The 20,008-nt window shown below is 37.0% G+C and carries 16 protein-coding genes; 2 read left to right on the top strand and 14 right to left on the bottom strand.

Translation table 11 applies throughout. From position 1 onward, the window contains the following. Positions 1-22 precede the first annotated feature (22 nt). Positions 23-1,204, top strand: a complete 1,182-nt coding sequence (locus SFA27_RS14360; RefSeq protein ID WP_264518261.1) for a DUF4861 domain-containing protein — start codon at positions 23-25, stop codon at positions 1,202-1,204. Positions 1,205-1,206: 2 nt separating this feature from the next. Continuing rightward, positions 1,207-2,226 carry a pectate lyase gene (gene pelA, locus SFA27_RS14355; protein ID WP_264518260.1) on the top strand — a complete coding sequence of 340 codons (1,020 nt, stop codon included), beginning with the start codon at positions 1,207-1,209 and terminating at the stop codon, positions 2,224-2,226. 67 nt (positions 2,227-2,293) lie between these two features. Here the strand turns inward: pelA and SFA27_RS14350 are convergent, their stop codons facing one another. From SFA27_RS14350 to SFA27_RS14285, 14 genes are all read right to left on the bottom strand, one after another. After that, entirely contained in the window at positions 2,294-3,412 is a 1,119-nt protein-coding gene (locus tag SFA27_RS14350; protein ID WP_264518259.1) for a polysaccharide lyase family 1 protein, read from the bottom strand. A gap of 262 nt (positions 3,413-3,674) precedes the next feature. Next, the gene (locus SFA27_RS14345; protein ID WP_264518258.1) at positions 3,675-6,149 is read right to left on the bottom strand and encodes a glycoside hydrolase family 95 protein; all 2,475 of its coding nucleotides are present in this window, start codon (positions 6,147-6,149) and stop codon (positions 3,675-3,677) included. A gap of 225 nt (positions 6,150-6,374) precedes the next feature. Continuing rightward, complete coding sequence (locus SFA27_RS14340) at positions 6,375-7,277, bottom strand: alpha/beta hydrolase (RefSeq protein WP_264518257.1); 903 nt, start codon at positions 7,275-7,277, stop codon at positions 6,375-6,377. Positions 7,278-7,327: 50 nt separating this feature from the next. Then, on the bottom strand, positions 7,328-7,669 hold the full coding sequence (locus tag SFA27_RS14335; protein ID WP_213278808.1) for a cupin domain-containing protein: 342 nt from the start codon (positions 7,667-7,669) through the stop codon (positions 7,328-7,330). A 147-nt stretch (positions 7,670-7,816) separates the two neighbouring features. Further along, positions 7,817-8,548, bottom strand: coding sequence for a rhamnogalacturonan acetylesterase (locus SFA27_RS14330; RefSeq protein WP_213278809.1), 732 nt, complete (start codon positions 8,546-8,548; stop codon positions 7,817-7,819). Positions 8,549-8,685: 137 nt separating this feature from the next. Beyond that, positions 8,686-9,654 carry a pectinesterase family protein gene (locus SFA27_RS14325; RefSeq protein WP_407292962.1) on the bottom strand — a complete coding sequence of 323 codons (969 nt, stop codon included), beginning with the start codon at positions 9,652-9,654 and terminating at the stop codon, positions 8,686-8,688. Between the two features lie 191 nt (positions 9,655-9,845). After that, a complete protein-coding gene (locus SFA27_RS14320) occupies positions 9,846-10,757 on the bottom strand; it encodes an alpha/beta hydrolase (RefSeq protein ID WP_264518255.1) in 912 nt (303 codons plus the stop codon). Positions 10,758-10,917: 160 nt separating this feature from the next. Next, the gene (locus tag SFA27_RS14315) at positions 10,918-12,585 is read right to left on the bottom strand and encodes a glycoside hydrolase family 28 protein (RefSeq protein WP_264518254.1); all 1,668 of its coding nucleotides are present in this window, start codon (positions 12,583-12,585) and stop codon (positions 10,918-10,920) included. A gap of 1 nt (position 12,586) precedes the next feature. Further along, positions 12,587-13,342, bottom strand: coding sequence for a rhamnogalacturonan acetylesterase (locus SFA27_RS14310; RefSeq protein ID WP_407292960.1), 756 nt, complete (start codon positions 13,340-13,342; stop codon positions 12,587-12,589). A 172-nt stretch (positions 13,343-13,514) separates the two neighbouring features. Further along, positions 13,515-15,155 (bottom strand): glycoside hydrolase 43 family protein, encoded by a 1,641-nt coding sequence (locus tag SFA27_RS14305; RefSeq protein ID WP_213278814.1) that lies wholly within the window; start codon positions 15,153-15,155, stop codon positions 13,515-13,517. 50 nt (positions 15,156-15,205) lie between these two features. Then, complete coding sequence (locus SFA27_RS14300) at positions 15,206-16,465, bottom strand: glycoside hydrolase family 105 protein (RefSeq protein ID WP_213278815.1); 1,260 nt, start codon at positions 16,463-16,465, stop codon at positions 15,206-15,208. Positions 16,466-16,476: 11 nt separating this feature from the next. Next, the gene (locus SFA27_RS14295) at positions 16,477-17,475 is read right to left on the bottom strand and encodes a DUF4861 family protein (protein ID WP_407292958.1); all 999 of its coding nucleotides are present in this window, start codon (positions 17,473-17,475) and stop codon (positions 16,477-16,479) included. A 49-nt stretch (positions 17,476-17,524) separates the two neighbouring features. Beyond that, positions 17,525-18,922 carry a polysaccharide lyase family 1 protein gene (locus SFA27_RS14290; RefSeq protein WP_407292956.1) on the bottom strand — a complete coding sequence of 466 codons (1,398 nt, stop codon included), beginning with the start codon at positions 18,920-18,922 and terminating at the stop codon, positions 17,525-17,527. Positions 18,923-18,981: 59 nt separating this feature from the next. Continuing rightward, positions 18,982-20,004, bottom strand: coding sequence for a pectinesterase family protein (locus tag SFA27_RS14285; protein ID WP_213278818.1), 1,023 nt, complete (start codon positions 20,002-20,004; stop codon positions 18,982-18,984). Between the last annotated feature and the right edge of the window lie 4 nt (positions 20,005-20,008).

Genomic DNA, 20,008 nt, shown 5'->3' with positions numbered 1-20,008 from the left:
TTTACAACTCAATTGAATAATTATGTTCAGATCAAAATTTTTAATTTTCGGATTTACTTGTGCAATCGTTTGCGCTAGTTCTTTTCTGAAAGCACAAAATTCTATTCAGGTAAAAAATACATTGAATTTTTCAAGAAATGAAGTCGTTTCAATACCTGTTTCTCAATTAGCTCCTTTTCTAAGTAGAAATAGTGAATCTGACCTCAGGATAAAAGATAGTGGTAAAAACATTCTGCCCATCCAATGGATCGACTATGATGGAGACGGAAAAAATGACGAATTGCTTTTTCAGGTGAATATTGAAGCTAAAAAAGCAAATACTTATACCATTATTGCAGATGCTACAATTCCAATTCCTGAAAGCAAAACTTCAACATATTCAAGATTAGTTCCTGAAAGAGCAGACGATTATGCGTGGGAAAATAATAAAATAGCATTCCGTGTTTATGGCCCGAAAGGTCAGAAAGAAGCACTGGAAGGGATAAAAGGAAGCACGCTATCCAGTGGAGTTGATATCTGGCTGAAAAGAACAGATAAGCCAGTGATCAACAAATGGTATAAAGGCTATCAGACAGATCCGTTGTACTATCACAAAGATACGAGAGGCGAGGGGTATGATCCTTACCAGGTTGGAGACAGCCGCGGAACAGGTGGAATCGGGATTTGGGTTAATGAAAAGCTTCAGGTGTCACAAAATTTTGTAAGTTCTAAAACCATTGCGGAAGGTCCTTTAAGAACGGTTTTTGAATTAACCTACAATCCGTGGAGTGAATTCGGAGTAAAAGAAACAAAACGAATTTCTCTTGATCTGGACTCCAATTTTTCAAAGTTTGAATCCAATTTCCAGGCTGAAAAGCAGGTTCCGAATTATACAATCGGAATTACTTTACATAAAAACGAAGGTGAAACAAAACTGAACGACAAAAGCGGATATTATTTGCACTGGGAAAAAATTGATGATGCTTTTGTAGGTGAAGGAGTTGTAGTGGATCCTGAAATTGTTGAAAAATCTGTTGCCCTTAAATCCGAAACTCCGGACCAGAGCAACCTGTTAGTTGTGACAAAACCTCAAAATAAGCTGATTTATTATGCCGGATTTGCATGGCAGAAAAGCGGGCAGATTCAGACACAAAAAGATTGGGAAGCTCTATTGCAAAAACAATCTCAGATAATTGCAAACCCATTAATGATTAAAGTCGAATAATAATGAAATTAAAACTTTCAGCAGCTGTCTTTTCCTTAACAACAGCCGTTCTTTCTGCTCAGATTAAAGATACTTTAGCCGAAAAAATGCTTGTATATCAGCTTCCCATTGGCGGGTGGGGCAAGCAGCTGGACGATAAATCTGTAGTGAATTATAATTTGCCGCTCGATAAGGATCTTTTGAAAAAGATAAAGGCAACGGGTGACGATCATGCAACCATTGATAATAACGCGACGTCAAGGGAAATTAACGCCTTAATAAAAGCATATTCCACCACAAAAAATCCTGAATATCTGAAATCTGCAGAGAAAGGAATTGGTTATCTTCTTTTAATGCAGTATAAAAATGGAGGTTTCCCACAATATTATCCTAATTCCGGATTGTACAGAAAGCAGGTGACCTACAATGACAATGCGATGATTAACGCTTTGAAGGTTTTGTATAATGTGGCGGAAGGGAAAAATGATTTTGATGCTGTTGATTCTAAATTAAAGGAAAAATCAAAAATAGCCGTACAAAAAGGAATTGAATGCATCTTGAAAACTCAGGTTTTACAAAAAGAAACCCCAACAATCTGGGGCGATCAGTACAACGAAATCACGCTTCGGCCAGATAAAGCAAGAACTTTTGAACCGATTTCTCTGGCAACAGGAGAATCTGTAGGAATTATAAGATTTTTAATGCTGCAACCCGTAACTCCGGAAGTTGAAAAATCGATAAAATCTGCTGTAAAATGGTTTAAGCAAAATAAAATTAAAGGCTACAGCTACAATGTTTCAATAGTAAACGGAAAAGCTGTCCGGACTTTGGCAGAGGATAAAAATTCTGTAATCTGGGCAAGATTTTATGATATTAATAATAACAAACCTCTTTTCGGTGACCGTGACGGAAGCGTAAAATACAACTATAACGAGGTTTCTGAAGAAAGAAGAAACGGCTACAGCTGGTTTGGAGATTTTGCCGATAAGCTGATCAATAAAGAATATCCAAAATGGCTTGAGAAAAATAAAATTTCTGAATAACAATTTTAGATTATAAAAAAGACTGAGAATTTCTCAGTCTTTCTTGTTCTAATTTATTGACTAAAAATTATAATGAATTACAGATATTTCCTGTTAATGTTGCTCCTGCATTGGCTGTTACGTCAGACTTTACAGAAGATAAGGACAGCATCGGGATTGTATAAGGAGGAGTAAATGCAGTACCGCTTCCTGCTGTGTTTCCGGTAACATTGGTAAATGTATTGTTGGAAGTAACCGTAACTGCTGTGTAACCACTCATCAGGTTAATAGGTTCTTTTACATTCTCAAAAACGTTTCCATCGACACGGATATTCGCCTGAACTCCTGCTGCAATACATTTGTTGCTTACAGAACTGTTGAAATAGCTGTTAACAATATGTATTTTACCAAATCTCACTCTCGGCATACGCTCTCTGCATCCCGGAGCCCACCAGCAGCGAACGAATGTTACATTCAGTTTTCCTGCATCTGCTGTTGCCCCGTCACCTGATCCGATAAGGTTGGAGAATCTGTGGTCGTCTGTTCCGCCTGAACCGCCAGGTTTCGGAGCTTTCAGATAATGAAATTTCGTATAAGAAACTGTAACGAAGTCGGATTTGTTTTTAATGTCAAAATTCCCGTCTACACCGTCTCTGAATTCACAATGATCGATCCATACATTTCTGCAGTCATCTAAAATGGCATTGTCCCAGCCATCTGTATCATAAGCTCCCGGACCTTCGAAAATCAGGTTTCTGATCACGATATTGTTGCATCGTTTAATATTGATAATTCCTGATCCGCTTGCAGTCTGATCCGTAGAAACCAATTTAGCACCGCTTGTCCCATAAAGTGTTTTTCCTGTTTGATCCTGTAGCGATAAACGAGTTGTAATAGTGATGGTTCCTGTCACTTTAATGACTTTTACTGCTGTGTTTTCGATCGCAGCTTTTAATTGTGCATAGGTGGCCACGGTAGTTTCAGCGGCTGTTCCTCCACCGGTTGTTCCCCCGTTTTGAGAAGCCCATCCCGGAGCTACACAATTTGCTAAAGGAACTACGGCATTGGCAACGAGTTTGTTTCCGAGACTAAGTTCGTTTGGGTTTTCCGCTAAATCTGTTTTAATGTCTTCCTGCCCGCAACCAGTCAGGGCAAAGGTAGAGCTTAGAGCTACCATAAGAAAGGCAGCTTTAAATGTTGTTTTCATAGTAATGATTTATGTTATTTGATTCGGTTGTAAAATTATATATTTTATATTTAAATGTTTTATATTTTAATATATTAATATTTATATAATTATAATATTATTAAATTTACTTATTCAATCGGTTGCATTTTGTTATTAATTAAAAATTATTTAATCAATTGGTGTTTGTAAATAAAACTCCCGCAGATTTCAGAATTAAACAGGTTATTTACTGTGAATTCTAAAATCTGCGGGAGATTTTCTGCTTACTATTTATTACCTATTATTTTGATTCAAAAATATACGTTTGTCCTTTTTCAGTATCAAAATCAAAAATTTGTGTTTCAGGAATTGAGTAACCTTTTAATTCCGCTTTATCTGAAACTAATGGCATTTTAATAGCATTCACCTGGTAATACAGATTCGGATTTTCTCCTTTTGCTGAGGTTAAACCGGTCTTTGATTTAAACTGAATATCTTTCGCAACTCTGATTCTCGCATTTCCTCCCAGAAAAGATTTTATAACCAGTTTCTTTAGTTTAGAATTCTTCCATTCCATATCGATTTCAAAACCGCCTCTTGCTTTTAACCCTTTCACAGAACCATTAGGTAAAGCATCAGGTAGGGCGGGCAAAATATAAATATATCCATCATAACTTTGCAGTAATAGTTCTGCAATTCCTGAAGTACATCCAAAATTTCCATCAATTTGGAACGGAGGATGCGCATCCAGAAGATTCGGATAAGTTCCTCCCGACTGACCTTTTGTTTCCATAGGTGCGGGAATCAGCTGATCAGAGATTAATTTAAAAGCTCTGTTTCCGTCCAGTAATCTTGCCCACCAGTTTACTTTCCAGCCCATCGACCAGCCTGTGGATTTGTCACCGCGATACGTCAGCGAATTTTTTGCAGCTTCTGTTAAATCAGGATTTCTGAAAGGAGAGATTTGTCCCGACGGAAAAAGTCCGTACAAATGCGAAATATGTCTGTGTTTATCATTGGTTCTGTCCATATCTGTAAGCCACTCCTGCAGTTGGGTGTGTTGCCCGATCTGCATGGGCGGAAGCTTATTTAAAGCTGATTTTACTTCATCCGAAAGGCCTTTATCTTCATTTAGAATTTTTGAAGCATGAATAAAATTATTAAAAACATCAAAAACCAATTGGTTATCCATTGTTGTTCCTGCCGTAATTCCCACACTTTTCATATAGGTATTTTCAGGGGACATAGAAGGGGAAACTACCAGATATTTTTTCGAAGGATCCTGTTGCAGGACATCGAGATAAAATAAGGCACAACCTTTCAGAGCAGCATAATGTTTTTTCAAAAACTGCTGATCTCCGGTGTATAGATAATGATTCCAGATGTGCTGAGTCAGCCATGCTCCGCCCATCGGCCACATTCCGTAAAACCCGCCGTCTACAATTCCGGTGATTCGCCACAAATCTGTATTGTGATGCATATTCCAGCCTCTGGCATGGTACATTTCCTTCGCAGATTCCTGTCCTGTCACCGATAAATCCTGAATCATATCGAATAAAGGTTCGTGCATTTCACTGAGGTTTGTATTTTCAGCAGGCCAGTAATTCATTTCTGTATTGATGTTCACGGTGTATTTGCTGTCCCAGGCAGGATGCAGCTGATCATTCCAGATTCCCTGAAGATTGGCTGGCTGGGTTCCCTGTTGTGAAGAAGATAGTAAAAGATAGCGTCCGAACTGGAAATATAACGCGACCAGATCAGGATCTTTTGAGCTTCCAAATTCTTTAATTCGAATGTCAGTGTTTTTTTTCGTCTGTTCGGTAGTTCCTAAATCTAATTTTACACGCTTGAAAAATTTCTGATACTTTTCAATGTGTGCTTTTAGTTCAGCATCATATTTCTGATGCAAAGCAGATTGTATATATTCTGAAACTCTTACATCCGGATTTCCGGAAATATCATTATACTTTTTAAAATTCGTAGCAATGGAAATATAAATGATCACTTCATCTGCTCCGGAAATTTCAAGCTGATCTTTTGTTGAGGTCAATTTTCCACCTTTTAAAACCGGAAAAGCCACTGTTTTAAAATTAATTTTTCCAATTTTATTATCGGAAGAACCGCTTGTTCCGTTAATCACCAATTGGTTTTTCTCTGTAAAAATTGATTTTTTCAAGTGTGGAGTGGAAGCATGAATAGAAAAATTCAGACTTCCTTTTTTGCCGGAAGATAATTTAATCATAATCACATTATGCGCAAAAGATGAGAAAATCTCACGTCTGAAAGTCACTCCATTTACTTCATAGGAAACACTACTGACTGCCTTTTCAATATCTAACGTCCGGGTATAATTTTTAAAATTTTCATGACCTTTAAAATCCAGAAACAGATCGCCCATCGTCTGATAAGGCATTCCGTAATTCAAATCTTTTGGAGCGGCTCTTGGATAGGTTGTATTGGATAGTTTTTGAGCTTTTTCAAACTGACCTTCATTCAACAGTTTTCTGATTTTCTGGATACTGTCGAATGTGTTTTTCGAAACATTATTCCCCGGTTCTCCCGCCCAGATTGTTTCTTCATTAAGTTGAAGATGCTCCTGCGAAGCCCCGCCAAAAATCATAGCACCTAATTTTCCGTTTCCAATTGGTAAAGCCTCGTTCCAGTTTTCTCCAGGCCTGTTATAAATCAGTTTTAAATTTTGCTGTGCCTGAACTGAAACTGAAATTACCGTTCCAAAAGCCAGTAAAAAGATTTTATGTTGAATGATTTTGAACATTTTTATATTTTGTTAAAGTGATTTGATTTGTTGGAAAAAATGCAAGGGGTAAAGGTTTTCAATTATAATAATGCTTTAAGGCACAAGAAAATCAAAGATTTTCAGTAAGTTTTTATAATAATCAATTTTATCAAAGATAAAATCCTTGCGCCTTAAAACGTAATAACCTAAATAATTTTTTACGCCCTTGCGTTTTTCCAATATATTTTAATTACCCATTACTTATTACTTATTGATTATGGCTTTAAGCCAGTCTGAGCAAAGTTTTTTCCAGTTATCCGTCAGTTCAGATTTATTCGTAATTCCGATTTTATGTTCACCTTCAGCGAAAATAAACATTGCACCTTTTACTTTGTTTTTAATCATTTCCTGATAGTATAAAATACTGTTCATGACAGGAACTGTTTTATCATTTTGAGCATGAAATAAAATCGTGGGTGGAGTTTTTTCCGTTACCCGGTTTTGCATTGAATATTCTTTGATTTTTTCAGGAGAAGCATTTTCACCCAGAAGGCTATTGCGGCTTCCGACATGGGCAAATTCTCCTAAATCAATAACCGGAGAAATCAAAATTGCAAAATTGGGAATAGTTGGAATTGAAGTCCAGTCTCCTTTTAATTCCGTATAATCTGTAGGAATATTACTCACAGATGCAGCCAGATGTCCGCCTGCGGAAGTTCCGATAACGCCAATCTGTTCTGGTGAAATGCCGTACTGCCCAGCGTTTTTTCTAAGATATTTTATAGCTGCCTGAATGTCCTGTAACGGGGCAATTTCTTTTTGTTTCAAGTCTGGAGAAGTCGGCAACCGGTAATTTAAAACAAAGGCCGAAATTCCTTGAGTATTGAACCATTTTGCGATCTGGTAACCGCCTAAATCATAAGTAAGTTTATAATATCCTCCACCGGGAATGACGATTACAGCCATCTGTTTCCTATCTTCCCTTGGAGGTAGAAAAGCAAAAAGTTCGGTCTCTTTTATCTGTATGATTCTTCCGTCTTTTTCTTCCGTTTTCAATGGTAATCCTTTGGAGTTCGGCATCTGACCTTTCGGCCAGACCCTAATTTTCTCCTGTGCAGATAATTGAAGAGTTAGGGAAATTAATAAGAGGAACGCAATTTTTTTCATAGCAAAATAATTTAGCGAAATGCTTTTCTAAATCTTGAAGATTTGATTTTTTAATCTTTCAGGAAATCTTCTCTAAAAGGAGCGAAAGCATCAATTAATTGTCCTGCTTCCAGACATTTTACTCCATGGAAAATATTCGGCTGCGCGAAAAATCCGTCACCTTGCTGTAAGATCTTTGTTTCACCATCAACCATCACTTCAAACTTTCCTGAAGCAACATAGGTGATCTGAGAATGAAAATGCTGGTGTAAAGCTCCAATGGCATCTTTTTCAAACTTTACAATCACCATCATTACCTGAGAATTATACCCCACAAACTGTCTGGAAACTCCTGCTCCTAAATCTTCCCACTCTGAATTACCATCGAAGAAGGGTTCTTTTCTGAATTTCATTTTTTATGTTTTTGATTTTTTAACTAATTTTTTTTACGCTTAGTTTGTCATTTGGACGAAGGAGAAATCTATCTGAACTTCATTCGTAAGTCTTCAACTTGTGTTTTTGAATGACAAACTGATTTTTTAATTATCAGGATTGAAGAACTATTTAATATATTTCTCTAACCCGATTTTTAAACTCTTCAAATTCTTCAGTGCTAATTTTGCAACTGATTCTGCGCCTAAGGTTGATAAATGAGTATCATCGTCTTTTCCTTTTGGATAGTAAGGATTTTCTCTTTCTTTATAATGCAGATGAAGTTTTTTTGAATTTTCAGGACCGTAAGAAATTTCCAGTTGTTCTGTCAGTAACTGCATATCTACAAACGGAACTTTCAGATCATTGGCCACCATTCTTACTACTAAAGGATATTCTTTATGGGTATCAATCAAAACTCCGTTTTCATTGAAATTTCTTCTTACAATAGAAGTCATCAGAATGGGGGTTGCTCCTTTTGCTCTGGCTTCATTTACATACCTTTCCAGGTTGGCTCTATATTGTGTATATGGATTGGTGAATTTCGTAGAATCTTTTAATTTCTGGTCGTTATGTCCAAACTGAATAATGACAAAATCTCCTTTTTTCAGCTGTTTTTCCACTTTATCCCATCTGCCTTCAGTCCGAAAGCTTTTTGAACTTCTGCCATTCATCGCATGATTCTGAATTTCAATTCCTGTTAAAAATTGTGGCAAAACCTGTCCCCAGCCATGTTCTGGATTTTTATCCGGATTTTCTTTGTTGGCCATAGTAGAATCACCGATGAGGAATAGGGTTGGTTTTTGTGCGAATGTTATTATTGATAAAAATAATAATAGTAAGGTTAGCTTTTTATTCATTTTTAAATTCATTTAATTAAACTTAAAAATGCTTTGACTTTGCTCAGTATAACACGGGTAAACATTACGTCATTTAAGCGAATATTAAAACAGTTGGTATTAGCGATGTCATGCTGAGCGAAGTCGAAGCATCTCAATTATTTATTTGGATCCCATCCATCAAAAATTTTTTCAAGGGTATAATTTTTCAAATCCTTTTTCGTCACCTGATGCGACCAGCTTACTCGTTTGGAGATATCTCCTCCTTCGCCTTTGCTGCCGGATTCTGCATAATAAGCGGTCCTTTCTTTATCAGGAAACATTTTGTCGCCTTTCCATGGATTCCAGCCTTCGGGAAGGATGTGTTTTCCCATTTCAGTGTTAATGAAAACAGTTCTGGCGTAAGGTCTCCAGGGTCTTCCCAAATAAACTTTTGTGATGCCTTCTTTTGCACTTAATTTACAGTCGAAAAAAACAAAACCATACGGTCTGCCGGCTTCTGTAGCGGCTGCGGTAATATAAGAATCGGCCAAACTTTTAATGGTGCAGTTCTTAAAAACAACGGTTGCCTGTCCAAAAATGAAATCAGTTGTTCCTTCAATATAGCAGTTTTCAAAATATTGCCTGCTATGGTTGGTTGCGGAATAAATGGTGTCCTGACAGCCCAGAATATTTGAGTTTTTTATCACAAAATGGTCTCCTTCCACATGGAGAGAAACCGCCTGTCCTTCATTGCACGAAGAATTTTGAATTGTCAGATTACTGATTTTAATATCGTTACCCATTACCAGTAAAGTATAGGAATTGAAGGTTGTCATTTTTTCATTAAAAGCATCCGGTTTCCCTGAAAAATCATTATTGCTGATAATGGTACTGTCTTTATTTTCGCCTTCTAAGGTAATTTTATGTTTTGAAGAGGGAATAGTCACTTTTTCATTATAGATTCCGGATTTAATGAAAACGAAAGCTTCTGCAGGCCCTAAATCTCTGATAGAATTTATGGCTTTCTGAATGGATGTGAAATCTCCGCTTCCGTCTTTGGCTACGGTAATTTTTATGTAAGGATCATTTCCCGCAAAGAGAAAATTTGCCGTCGATATGAACAGAATTAAAAATAACTTTTTCATAAACTGGATTATTGTTTTTTAATGCAAAGATTTTTATGAAACCTCATAATTTTTAGAAAGCAAAGGCGAATAAAATTTACTTCGTGAAGCTGTGACGATAACTTTACTAAATCACTTCGTTGATTCATCCTTGCTCGCTAAATATTCATTAATATTAAATTAAATCTTTGCGTTTAAAATCATAATTAATACTATTTCAAAACTTTATTTAAAAAGTCAATTGTTAAATTCAAAGTTTCTGTAAACCAAGGTTCTGCCGACCAGAAAGAGTGCGGAGTATCTTTGATTTCATGAAATTCTGTCGGAATATTATAACTCTTTAATTTTTTCATCATATCGTCTCTTCCTGCATGAAAACGGGGTTGAGAGCTATTAATGAAAAGGGTAGGAGGTGTATTTTTATCCACATATTCGAGAGGTGAAGCTTCTTTCCAGATTTTTGGATTGTCTTTTTGTGGATACCCCAGCCAATAGGCATCGTAAGTTCCTTCTTTTCCGGATTCTTCATGAACAAAAGAAACTACGCCATCTACATTGACGATAGCCTGTAATTTAATATTTTTCCTGACTCCGACTAAAGTAGCGATCTGAGCTCCGGCAGATTCACCCAAAACCGCCATTTTCTTTTTGTTTAATGAATATGTTGAATGGTTTTTCTTTAACCATTGTATACCTGTTTCAATGTCTTCAACTCCGGCAGGGTATTTCGCGACATCAGCCAACCGGTATCCGATAGCAATCACAACGTATCCGTTTGAAGCCAGTTCCATCGCCATAAATTTTTCATTTTCCTTACTTCCGGAGATCCAGCCACCGCCATGTACCATTGCAATTCCCGGATATTTTTTTGACTGATCGAGAGGATAGTATACATCGGCTTTTAAAGAAATTCCGTTGATATTGGCATATTCTACATCGTTATCTATTTTGATATTTTGCGGTACAGGTCTGTCAATGGGTGTGATAAAAGGATATTTTTTCTTAAACTTTTCAAAAGTGCCTTCGTTGGTGTAAGGAGTGGCATTCGGTCTCTTTACCTGTCCAAATGCCATTGTCCCTACAAAAAAAATAGAAATATAAGTATGTTTTTTGCTAAAATTCATGTTATCAAATTTTAAAATTTTGAACCATTAAGAATATTAAAGGAGTTAAGTTTAATTAAGAAAATCATTTTGATTTTAAGTATTATTCAAACCAAAGCTCAGCTTAATATTCTTAAAGACTTAATCAATCTTAATGGTTTTATCTTATCCTTGATGCATTTTATTTAACTGCGTTTTTTGCCACATCTTTTCCGATGGAAAGTGAATTTTTATCGGATGTCACTTCTTTAGGAACCAATACTGCTCCTGTTTTGCTTCCTAACACTTTCACAACAGGCTTACTGGCAGATTCAAACTTCACTGTTGAAAGGTTGATGTTTTTACTGTTGTAAATGGTTGCTCCCGTTCCTTCTGAATATTTCAGTTTTACATTTTTCAATTGAATTCCGTCTGCGTCTACGATGGTTAATGCTTTTCTGGTATTAAACTGTGAATCTTCAATGACTATATTTTTAAGATTCATTTCTGCTAAACCGAATAACGTAATGGCTTCATCAGAATTGACGGCATTGATATTTTTAAAGAAAATATTTCTGAAAACAGGTGTTTCTTCTGTTACCGGATACACTTTTTCCGGCGCTTTGTTGCCTTCCTTCTTTTGGCCATCCTCTAACACAGGAGAGGCTCCTTCATAGAACATATTGAAACCAATGGTCTGTGTCGGAATATTAATCATGTCAATATTTTTAATATAAATGTTTTCAACAATTCCGCCTCTCCCGCGGGTTGTTTTAAAACGAAGACCGATATCTGTTCCGATGAAGGTACAGTCGGAAACATGGATGTTCCTTGCTCCGCCGGACATTTCACTCCCGATAACAAAACCTCCGTGACCGTGGTATACGACATTGTTTTTGACAATTACATTTTCAGTGGGTATTCCTCTTTTTCTGCCATCCAGATCTTTTCCTGATTTTATACAGATGGCATCGTCACCCACATCAAAAGTATTATCGTAAATCAAAACATTTTTACATGATTCGAGATCTACACCGTCCCCATTTTGTGAAAACCATGGATTTCTAACCGTAAGATTTCTTAAAATAACGTTGGTACACATCAATGGATGAAGATTCCATGCCGGGGAATTCTGGAAGGTAGGTCCGTCTAACAACACTTTATCACAACCGACTAAACTTACCATTACCGGACGAAGAAAATCTTTAACTGTCGTTAATTCATCTTTAGAAATTTTATCGGGGACATTGAAACTAGAACTGCTTTCAAATCCTTTTTTATAACTTTCTGAAGGGAACCATGTTTTTCCGTCTGCAGATAATAATCCGCCAGATTTCACTATATTTTTCCATTCAGATTCTGAAACTTTGCTTTTTTTGATGGCTCTCCACGCATCACCGCTTCCATCAATTACCCCTTTTCCTGTGATGGCAATATTGGTTGCATTTTTCGCGGAAATAGGAGACTGGCAGCGAATGGTGTTTAATCCTTCAAAACTTACGTCGACCAAAGGATAATCTGCTTTATCTTTACTGAAAATGATGAAAGCACCTTCTTCCACGTGAAGGTTGATATTGCTTTTCAACTCAATGGGACCCGTTAACCACATTCCGCGGGGAATAACCAATTTTCCACCGCCTTTTGTACTAAGGTCTTCAATTGCTTTTTTGAAAGCTTCCGTATTTTTTACATTTCCGCCTGCAATGCCACCATATTGTGTGATAGAAACGGTGTTGGCTGCAAATGAAGTTTCTGCCACCTGAGGCATTTTAAACTCAATGTTTTTATAAATATCCAGGTTCTGAGCATATGTTTGTCCTGAAAATATCATGACTGCAGCTAAACCGATAATTGTAAGAGACTTCTTCATTTTATTTTTTCTGAGTTTTAATTACTTTTTTAAATTCCTGGTAAACAATGGAGGCCATTGCTTTTGCGCCTTCCTGCTGAAAATGGGTATTGTCTTTTTGACCCTTCGGATAGGCTTCATATACATTTTCAGGGAGATTCATGAAATAGTGATTCGTTGTAAAGTCCTGTCCTTTCTTTGTAAAATATTCCATGGATAATTTGTTTAAATCGATGTAAGGAACATTCATTTCTTTAGCAATTTCAATGGGTGCCTGAGCATATTCTCCGTGTACATTTTCCAGTTTGCCGTTTTTCCATGGATAATTTCTGGCAACGGGTGTTAAGATGATAGGATTTGCACCTTTTTGTTTTGTCTGCGTTACAAATAATCTTAAAAATTCTTTATATCCTTCAATGTTTATATACCGCTCTGTATGCTTTTCAGAACCGTCATTATGACCAAACTGCATAATGACGTAATCGTTCGGCTGCAAATGTTCATACACATATCTCCATCTTCCTTCCTGAAAAAATGTTCTGGTACTTCTTCCGCCATGCGCTCTGTCAATAACAGCAACAGAATCTGTTGTAATTGCGGGTTTCAGAAAAGCCAGACTGTCTTTTGTAAAATAGGGCTGAAAAACCTGTCCCCATCCGGTAATCGGGTAGCGGACTTTCATATAATCTTTTCCCGGTTCGTAATCTCCGGTATAATCTGCCATTGTGGAATCTCCGATAAGATAAATATGGGTGACCTTTTTATTGTGTTTTGCCATTGTCTTTTGGACGTTGTTTTGTGATTGACATGCAGACAACAGCAAAACGACGAATAAAAATGAAACTATACTATATCTTTTTTTTGTCATTGATTTTAATGAATTAGGCTCTAATTTTATCAAACCTAACAGGTTTTTAAAACCTGTTAGGTTTCTATATTGTTAAATGAAATTAATTTTTAGTAATTCTGAACCAGGCAAAATCTGCATAGCCACCACGATTTGCTTTTTGTGTGCTTACAGAATACAGGCCGACTTTTGCCCCAATCCATTTTCCGGGTTTCGCCTGGAATACATCGCCCACTGGGGTGAAATTTTTTCCGTTTTCACTGTAGCTGAACTGGCATAGGCCGTTCGGCTCACTTACATTTACTTTTAAATAGACTTCGTTTCCTTTTAATTTTGTTTCAAACAGAACCTTCTCTTCACCTCCTTTATCTGCTTTTTCGGCTCTTCTTAACTGAATATAAAATCCATCGGGTTTATTGGTAATCACAATTGACTCATGATCTAATCCCATTACTAATAAACCTGCAGTTTTGCCTTCTTTAGCATCTTCGGGAGTTAATTTTACTTTGGTAGAAGCTGCAAAATTCGGGGCAGGGAATTTTTGGGTTAACAGATTCGGAACATTCCATAGATTTTTTTCACCTTCAGGAACTTTTATTGAAAATAATCTTAAAAATTTCTGTCCGGGAAGTTTAGAAGACCACACGATATTTTCGTTGGCGCTCCATTGCCATTGAATTCCCAATTTCGCTTTATCAAATTCATCTGTTTCAGGAGGAGTAGCAACAGGGTAGGATTTTCCCACGTTTGGTTTTTTATAGGTTAAAACCGGTTCTCCGATTCCGTTTTTATTATTATCGATCCCGATAACAGGCCAGTCTTTTTCCCACTTCATTGGTTGTAAGTGAACGATTCTTCCGCCCGTATCCACATCCTGAAAATGATAGAACCAATCTTCCCCAGAAGGTGTATCTACCCAAGCACCCTGATGCGGTCCGTTGATTTTTGTTGATCCCTGTTCCAGCACTACTTTTTCTTCGTAGGGTCCGTCAATATTTTTTGATCTTAATACCAATTGCCAACCGGTTGCTACACCACCTGCAGGAGCAAAAATGTAGTAATAACCGTTTTTTTTATACATTTTCGGACCTTCCACTGTTGGATGTGCATCGTGGCCATCGAAAATGTGAACTCCTTTATCGAGGACTTTTGTTCCTTCGGGATTCATTTTGTTAAGAGTCAGAATACTTTTCACCCCGGCGCGGCTTCCTGCCCAACCATGCACTAAATAAGCATTTCCATCCTCATCCCAAAACGGACAAGAGTCGATTAAACCTTTTCCTTCCATTACCAAAATAGGCTTCTCCCAGGTTCCTATCGGATCTTTAGTTTTCACCATGTAAATTCCGAAATCGGGATCGCCCCAATAGATGTAAAATTCACCTTTGTGAAATCTGATACTGGGTGCCCAAACTCCGTCACCTCTTTTGGGTGTGGAAAAATGGTTGTTTGGAAGTACATCAGGAAGTGCATAATTCACCAGTTTCCAGTTGACCATATCTTTTGAATGAAGAATGGGCAGCCCTGGAGCTTCATTGAAACTTGAAGCGGTCATATAATAATCTTCACCAACGCGAATAGCGTCCGGATCAGAATAATCAGCGTATAAAACCGGATTTCTGTAACTTTTTCCCTGATCGGCAGTCCAGACTTCGGAAACGTAGTTTTTCTCCTGTGCGGTGAGGTATGTTGAAGCAACTGAAAATAATGTGATTGCTGCTATATTTAAAATTTTTGTCTTCATAAAATCAGATTCATTATTTAGGTAATAGGAATCAGGTTGTGGTTCTTGATTTATTTTTCAAATTCTAAACTTGCCAAAATGAATGGTCCTGTTCCTTTTCCGTCATTTGAACGGACTTCTTCGTTTACATAATATTCGTAAGAACCGTCTCTGTAAGGTTTTCCTCCTAATCCGGCAACGGCACAGCATTTATTTAAATTAACCACGCCGTTTTCATCAACCGTGATTAAATTTTTGATAATTCCGTCGTAACCTTTTTTTGCAGCAGCTTTGTATGATTTTGGAAGATAACCCTCGTTAACCGATTTAATGATCGTATAAACGAACATAGCTGATGCTGTTGCTTCTTCATAATTACCTTTTTCCAAAGGCTTGTCTAGGATCTGGTACCAAAGACCGGATTTTTTATCCTGAACTTTAATGACTGCATCTGCGTAAGATTGTAAGTAAGAAATTAATCTTGCTCTTCCCGGATGGTCTTTGGGTAAATAATCCAATACATCCACCATGGCCATTCCGTACCAGCCCATCGCTCTTCCCCAGAAATTTGGGGAAAGTCCGGTTTCTTTATTGGCCCAGGCTTCTTTTTTACTCTCATCCCAGGCATGATAAAGAAGTCCTGATTTTTTGTCTAAAAGATTTTTCTGAACGGAATCAAATTGGAAAACAATATCGTCATATGCTTTCTGAGCATCTGCATTTTTGATAAAATCTTTCGTATAGTGCGTGTAGAAAGGCATTCCCATATAAAGGCCATCCAGCCAAACCTGGTAAGGATAGATTTTTTTATGCCAGAAAGATCCTTCATCGGTTCTTGGCTGCCCATCGATTTGTGAACGTAAAGTTTGAAGTGCCTTCAGGTATTTCTCTTTTTTCTCTTTTTCATACAGGTAAAGAAGAACATTTCCGCTGTTGAGCATGTCAATATTATATTTAGAAAGGTCGTAGGTAAGGATTGTACCATCTTCTTTAATCAGGTCTTCACCAAAACCGCTGATATAGTCGTAATATTCTTTTTTGCCTGTTTTTGCATATACTTTTTCTGCACCGTCCAAAACTATTGCTGACGGATAGGTCCATTTCGGACTTTTACTGAAATCAAGCATCCACGCTTTTGGGAATCTATGCATTTCAGAAAGCAGCATTCTTTCTGACCATTTCAAATTGGAAGGAATTATTTTTCCTGATTTTGAAGTTTCTGTTGAAGTTTTTGCTGCGGTTACATTTTTCGTTTGAGCACAAGCGAGGAACATTCCTGAACCTAGAATGACCACCGCATATGCTTTTATTGTATTATTAATGAAATTCATGATCCTAAACTTTAAAGTTGATTATTTTTATCTAAAATTTCCAGTTTTTTATCTAAATCCTGATAAAATGCTTCTTCTGTTACCAAACCGTTTGGTTCCCATGACCAGGCTCCCAAAAAGTAATAAGAGACATTCTTTGTTTTCTTGAAAACTACAGTATGCGTTGATTTTATTTTTACATATTTATCAAAACTTTCGAGAGAATAGAAGATAGCCATGCCCAGATTATCATCTTTTTTCGTTTCGGTTTGATTGCCGTAAGAAGCAATGTAGCCCCATTTCTTATTTTTACTGATTCCCTGTTTTAACGGGATATTTTTAAAAGCAACAATTCCTGTACATAATCCTGAAATGGTATTGCTTAAGTTTAAATCTACTTTTACAAACCTATCTCTGTTGAAAATCGTCAGTTTTGACTGTAAATCGATGGGATTTCCCCAGGTTTTCCAGCCTTTATAATCGATAGATGCGTAAGACTGGTCTTTTTCATTAACAACTTTTACGGCTGTATTTTTTACAATTTTAAAAGTTTCAACAAAATCATTTTGTTCATCATATCTTCCATAAGAACCGATGCCGATTGTACGTCCGGATTTCAAAATGTCCTGTCCCCAGAAGGCATCGTGATGATAGGATTCAAAGCCGTCTTGTCCGACTTCAGGTAAAACCAAAGTGTTTACTTTTTTACCGAAAATATCCGTAGCGTTTCTCCAGTCCAGATATAATCTGTAGCCGATCTGGTTGTTTTCCAGCCCGATACCTTCATATCGGATATAGTAAGAATGATCGGTATGAGATTCAGGAAGAGTGATTTCCTGAACATTTTTGAAAGTTCCTCCAATGTACTGATTATCTTCCCATTTTCCTCCTTCTTTTACGGAAAGTTCCGCATAGGAAAAGGGAGCTTTTGGATTTTTCTTAATTTTTTCAATTACAGAAGTCTGAGCCAGAGAAAATGCTGAGCTCAAAAATGCTGCTGCTATTAATATCTTAAACAAGTTGAATTTCATAATATCTTTTTTTTAGATAACTGGTTTTTTTAACTAAAAGTTTTCATGGTTATTGGTATTGTCTTTCGGTTATTTTTTTAACCAGATCGTTAAAATATACTTCAATATTATCGTAGTTTTTATCCAAATTCCGTTCGTTGGAATTGGCAACTTTTGGATTTAATTTATTCTTAATTTCCCATTCATCAGGCATTCCGTCGTTGTCTGAATCGGGTAGGGGTTTTCCTCTTTTTAAATCCGGAAATCCGCCGACATCTTTTTGAGAATCTATGATTCCGCTGGAACTTCCTTTTGAACCGCTGTAAGTGAAGCTTCCGTTTTTTACATCTTTTAAAACATATAAATCCACAGCATCCTTTACTAAACTGGCACCGCCGATCTGTAAAATTTTATCATAAGCTGCTTTTGCAGGATCAGTTTTTACATTATTCTGAATATCATGAGGCTTGTTGATTTTTATTTCATTTTTATCTTTTTCCATCAGGTTATAAGACGGTTTCATCTGTGCGAAAACTCCTTGTGCCCAATTGTCTTTTGTTACTTCTGCATTTCCTTCAATCACATTTCCGCTGATGTAATATTTCCCCCAGATATTGTAAACTTCTGTCTCTGGTTTTTCATTTTTATCAATGGCAACAATTCTCTGTCTGGTCATGGTTGCAGGTCCAGGTTTGTAGTAATTATTAACCATATTTACGTTCATTCCTTCACCACCGTAGATATTGTTGTGTCCCCAGTTGTAGATCACATTATTTCTGAAATCGGTAAGATCGGTCAGGGCAAATTCACTTCCCGCATATTCTCCCAATCTCGGGTTTCTGCTGTCGTGATGAGCATAGAGATTATGGTGAAAACTTGCAAATTTTCCTCCTGCAATTCCGCCATATCCGTGAGCGCCTTTCCGGTGAGCAGAATTTCTTAAACTTTCTGCGATCACGCACCATTGAAGCGTGGTGTTTTCATTCACATAAATGGATACTGTTTCATCTGTTGACCAGCTCATAGAGCAATGATCAATGATTAGATTTTTGACAAATCTTGCCCCTAACGCATCGCCTTCAAAATTTTTCTGATCGCCCATTCTGAATCGCATGTAACGTATAACCACATTGTCTGCACCTATGAAAGTTTCGTAATTGGCAACTGTAATTCCATCTCCGGGAGCAGTTTGTCCGGCAACGGTAACATCGCCTTCCTTTATCTTTAAAGGGGATTCCAGATAAATGGTTCCGCCGGTTTTAAACACAATATATCTCGGACCTTTTTGGTCTAAAGCATATCTTAAAGTGCCTTCTGAGCCATCATCTGTTAGTTTTGTTACGAAATAAACCCTTCCGCCGCGGCCACCTGTTGTATATCTTCCGAAACCTTCTGCTCCCGGAAAACTCAAGACTTCCTGAGCATTGGTCAACATTGCAATACCACATAAGGTCCCTATCGTGAACATTTTTTTGAAGTGCTTTTTCAAGATTGAAAATTTTTTGGTGTTTTGGATTTGGATTAGGTTTATTTCAAACTTTTTTTGATGTTCCAACGGTCGTTTCCTTTTAAAATAATTTCTGTAGTGTACTTTTTTCTTTCTCCTTTTGTTAATTGATGTGACCACGGAACTCTTTTGGAAATATGGGCTCCGCTTCCTTTTGAGTTGAATTCTGCGTAGAAAGTGGTCTTTTCTGCATCAGGTTTGCTCCAGTTGTGCCATCCTTCAGGTTTTATGGTAGAATTGATTTCGCAATCAATGTAAACGGTTTTTGCAAAAGGTCTCCAGGGTCTTCCTAAATACACTGAGTTTTCTTTGGCATTTCCGATGATTTTTGAATTGATAAAAACAAATCCGAACTCGTTTTCCTGTGGGGTAGAAGCGGCTGTAACGTAGCTTGCCGTTTCTTTAGAATAAATGGTGCAGTTTTCAAAAACGGCAGTTCCGGCTCCGAAAATATAATCGATTGTACCTTCGATATAGCAGTTTTTAAAGTAATTTCTTGATGGTTTTGTCTTGTCAGTGGAATCCTGAGCTCCTTTTAAGTACAATGTATCCTGATTTCCTAAGAATCTGCAGTTTTCAAAAGCGATTCTGTCTCCTGAAGTCAGTACGGCAACGGCCTGCCCAACTTTTCCTGAGCTGTTTTCAAATGAAATGTTTTTCGCTGTGAAATCATTTGAATAAATAAAAATAGTAGAAGAACCTGTGGTTCCGATATCTTTTCCTTCTGCATTCTTTTTTGAAGCAAAATCATCATACGTAATGTTGGTGTTTTGAGGGTTTTCTCCTTCTAACACAATGGGACCTTTTGTTTCAGGAATGGTAATTTTTTCTTTGTAAACTCCAGGTTTAATTAAAATTTTTGTCCTTATAGAAGAATCATTTTCAATGGCATCAATGGCTTGTTGTATGGTGGTAAAGCTGCCTTTTCCGTCTTTTGAAACCACGATCGTTTTATCGGCAGTTTTAAAAGAAAGAAGGCTTAACAATAGTATCGAAAGTATTGAAATGAAGTTAAAATTTATATTAATGAGAGGAGCTTTCATAAAG

The sequence above is a fragment of the Chryseobacterium sp. HR92 genome (assembly GCF_045689405.1).
In the GTDB taxonomy this organism is placed as follows: Bacteria; Bacteroidota; Bacteroidia; order Flavobacteriales; family Weeksellaceae; genus Chryseobacterium; species Chryseobacterium viscerum_A.
Note: the sequence above shows the minus strand (reverse complement) of the source record. Positions and strands in the feature narration are given on the sequence as shown.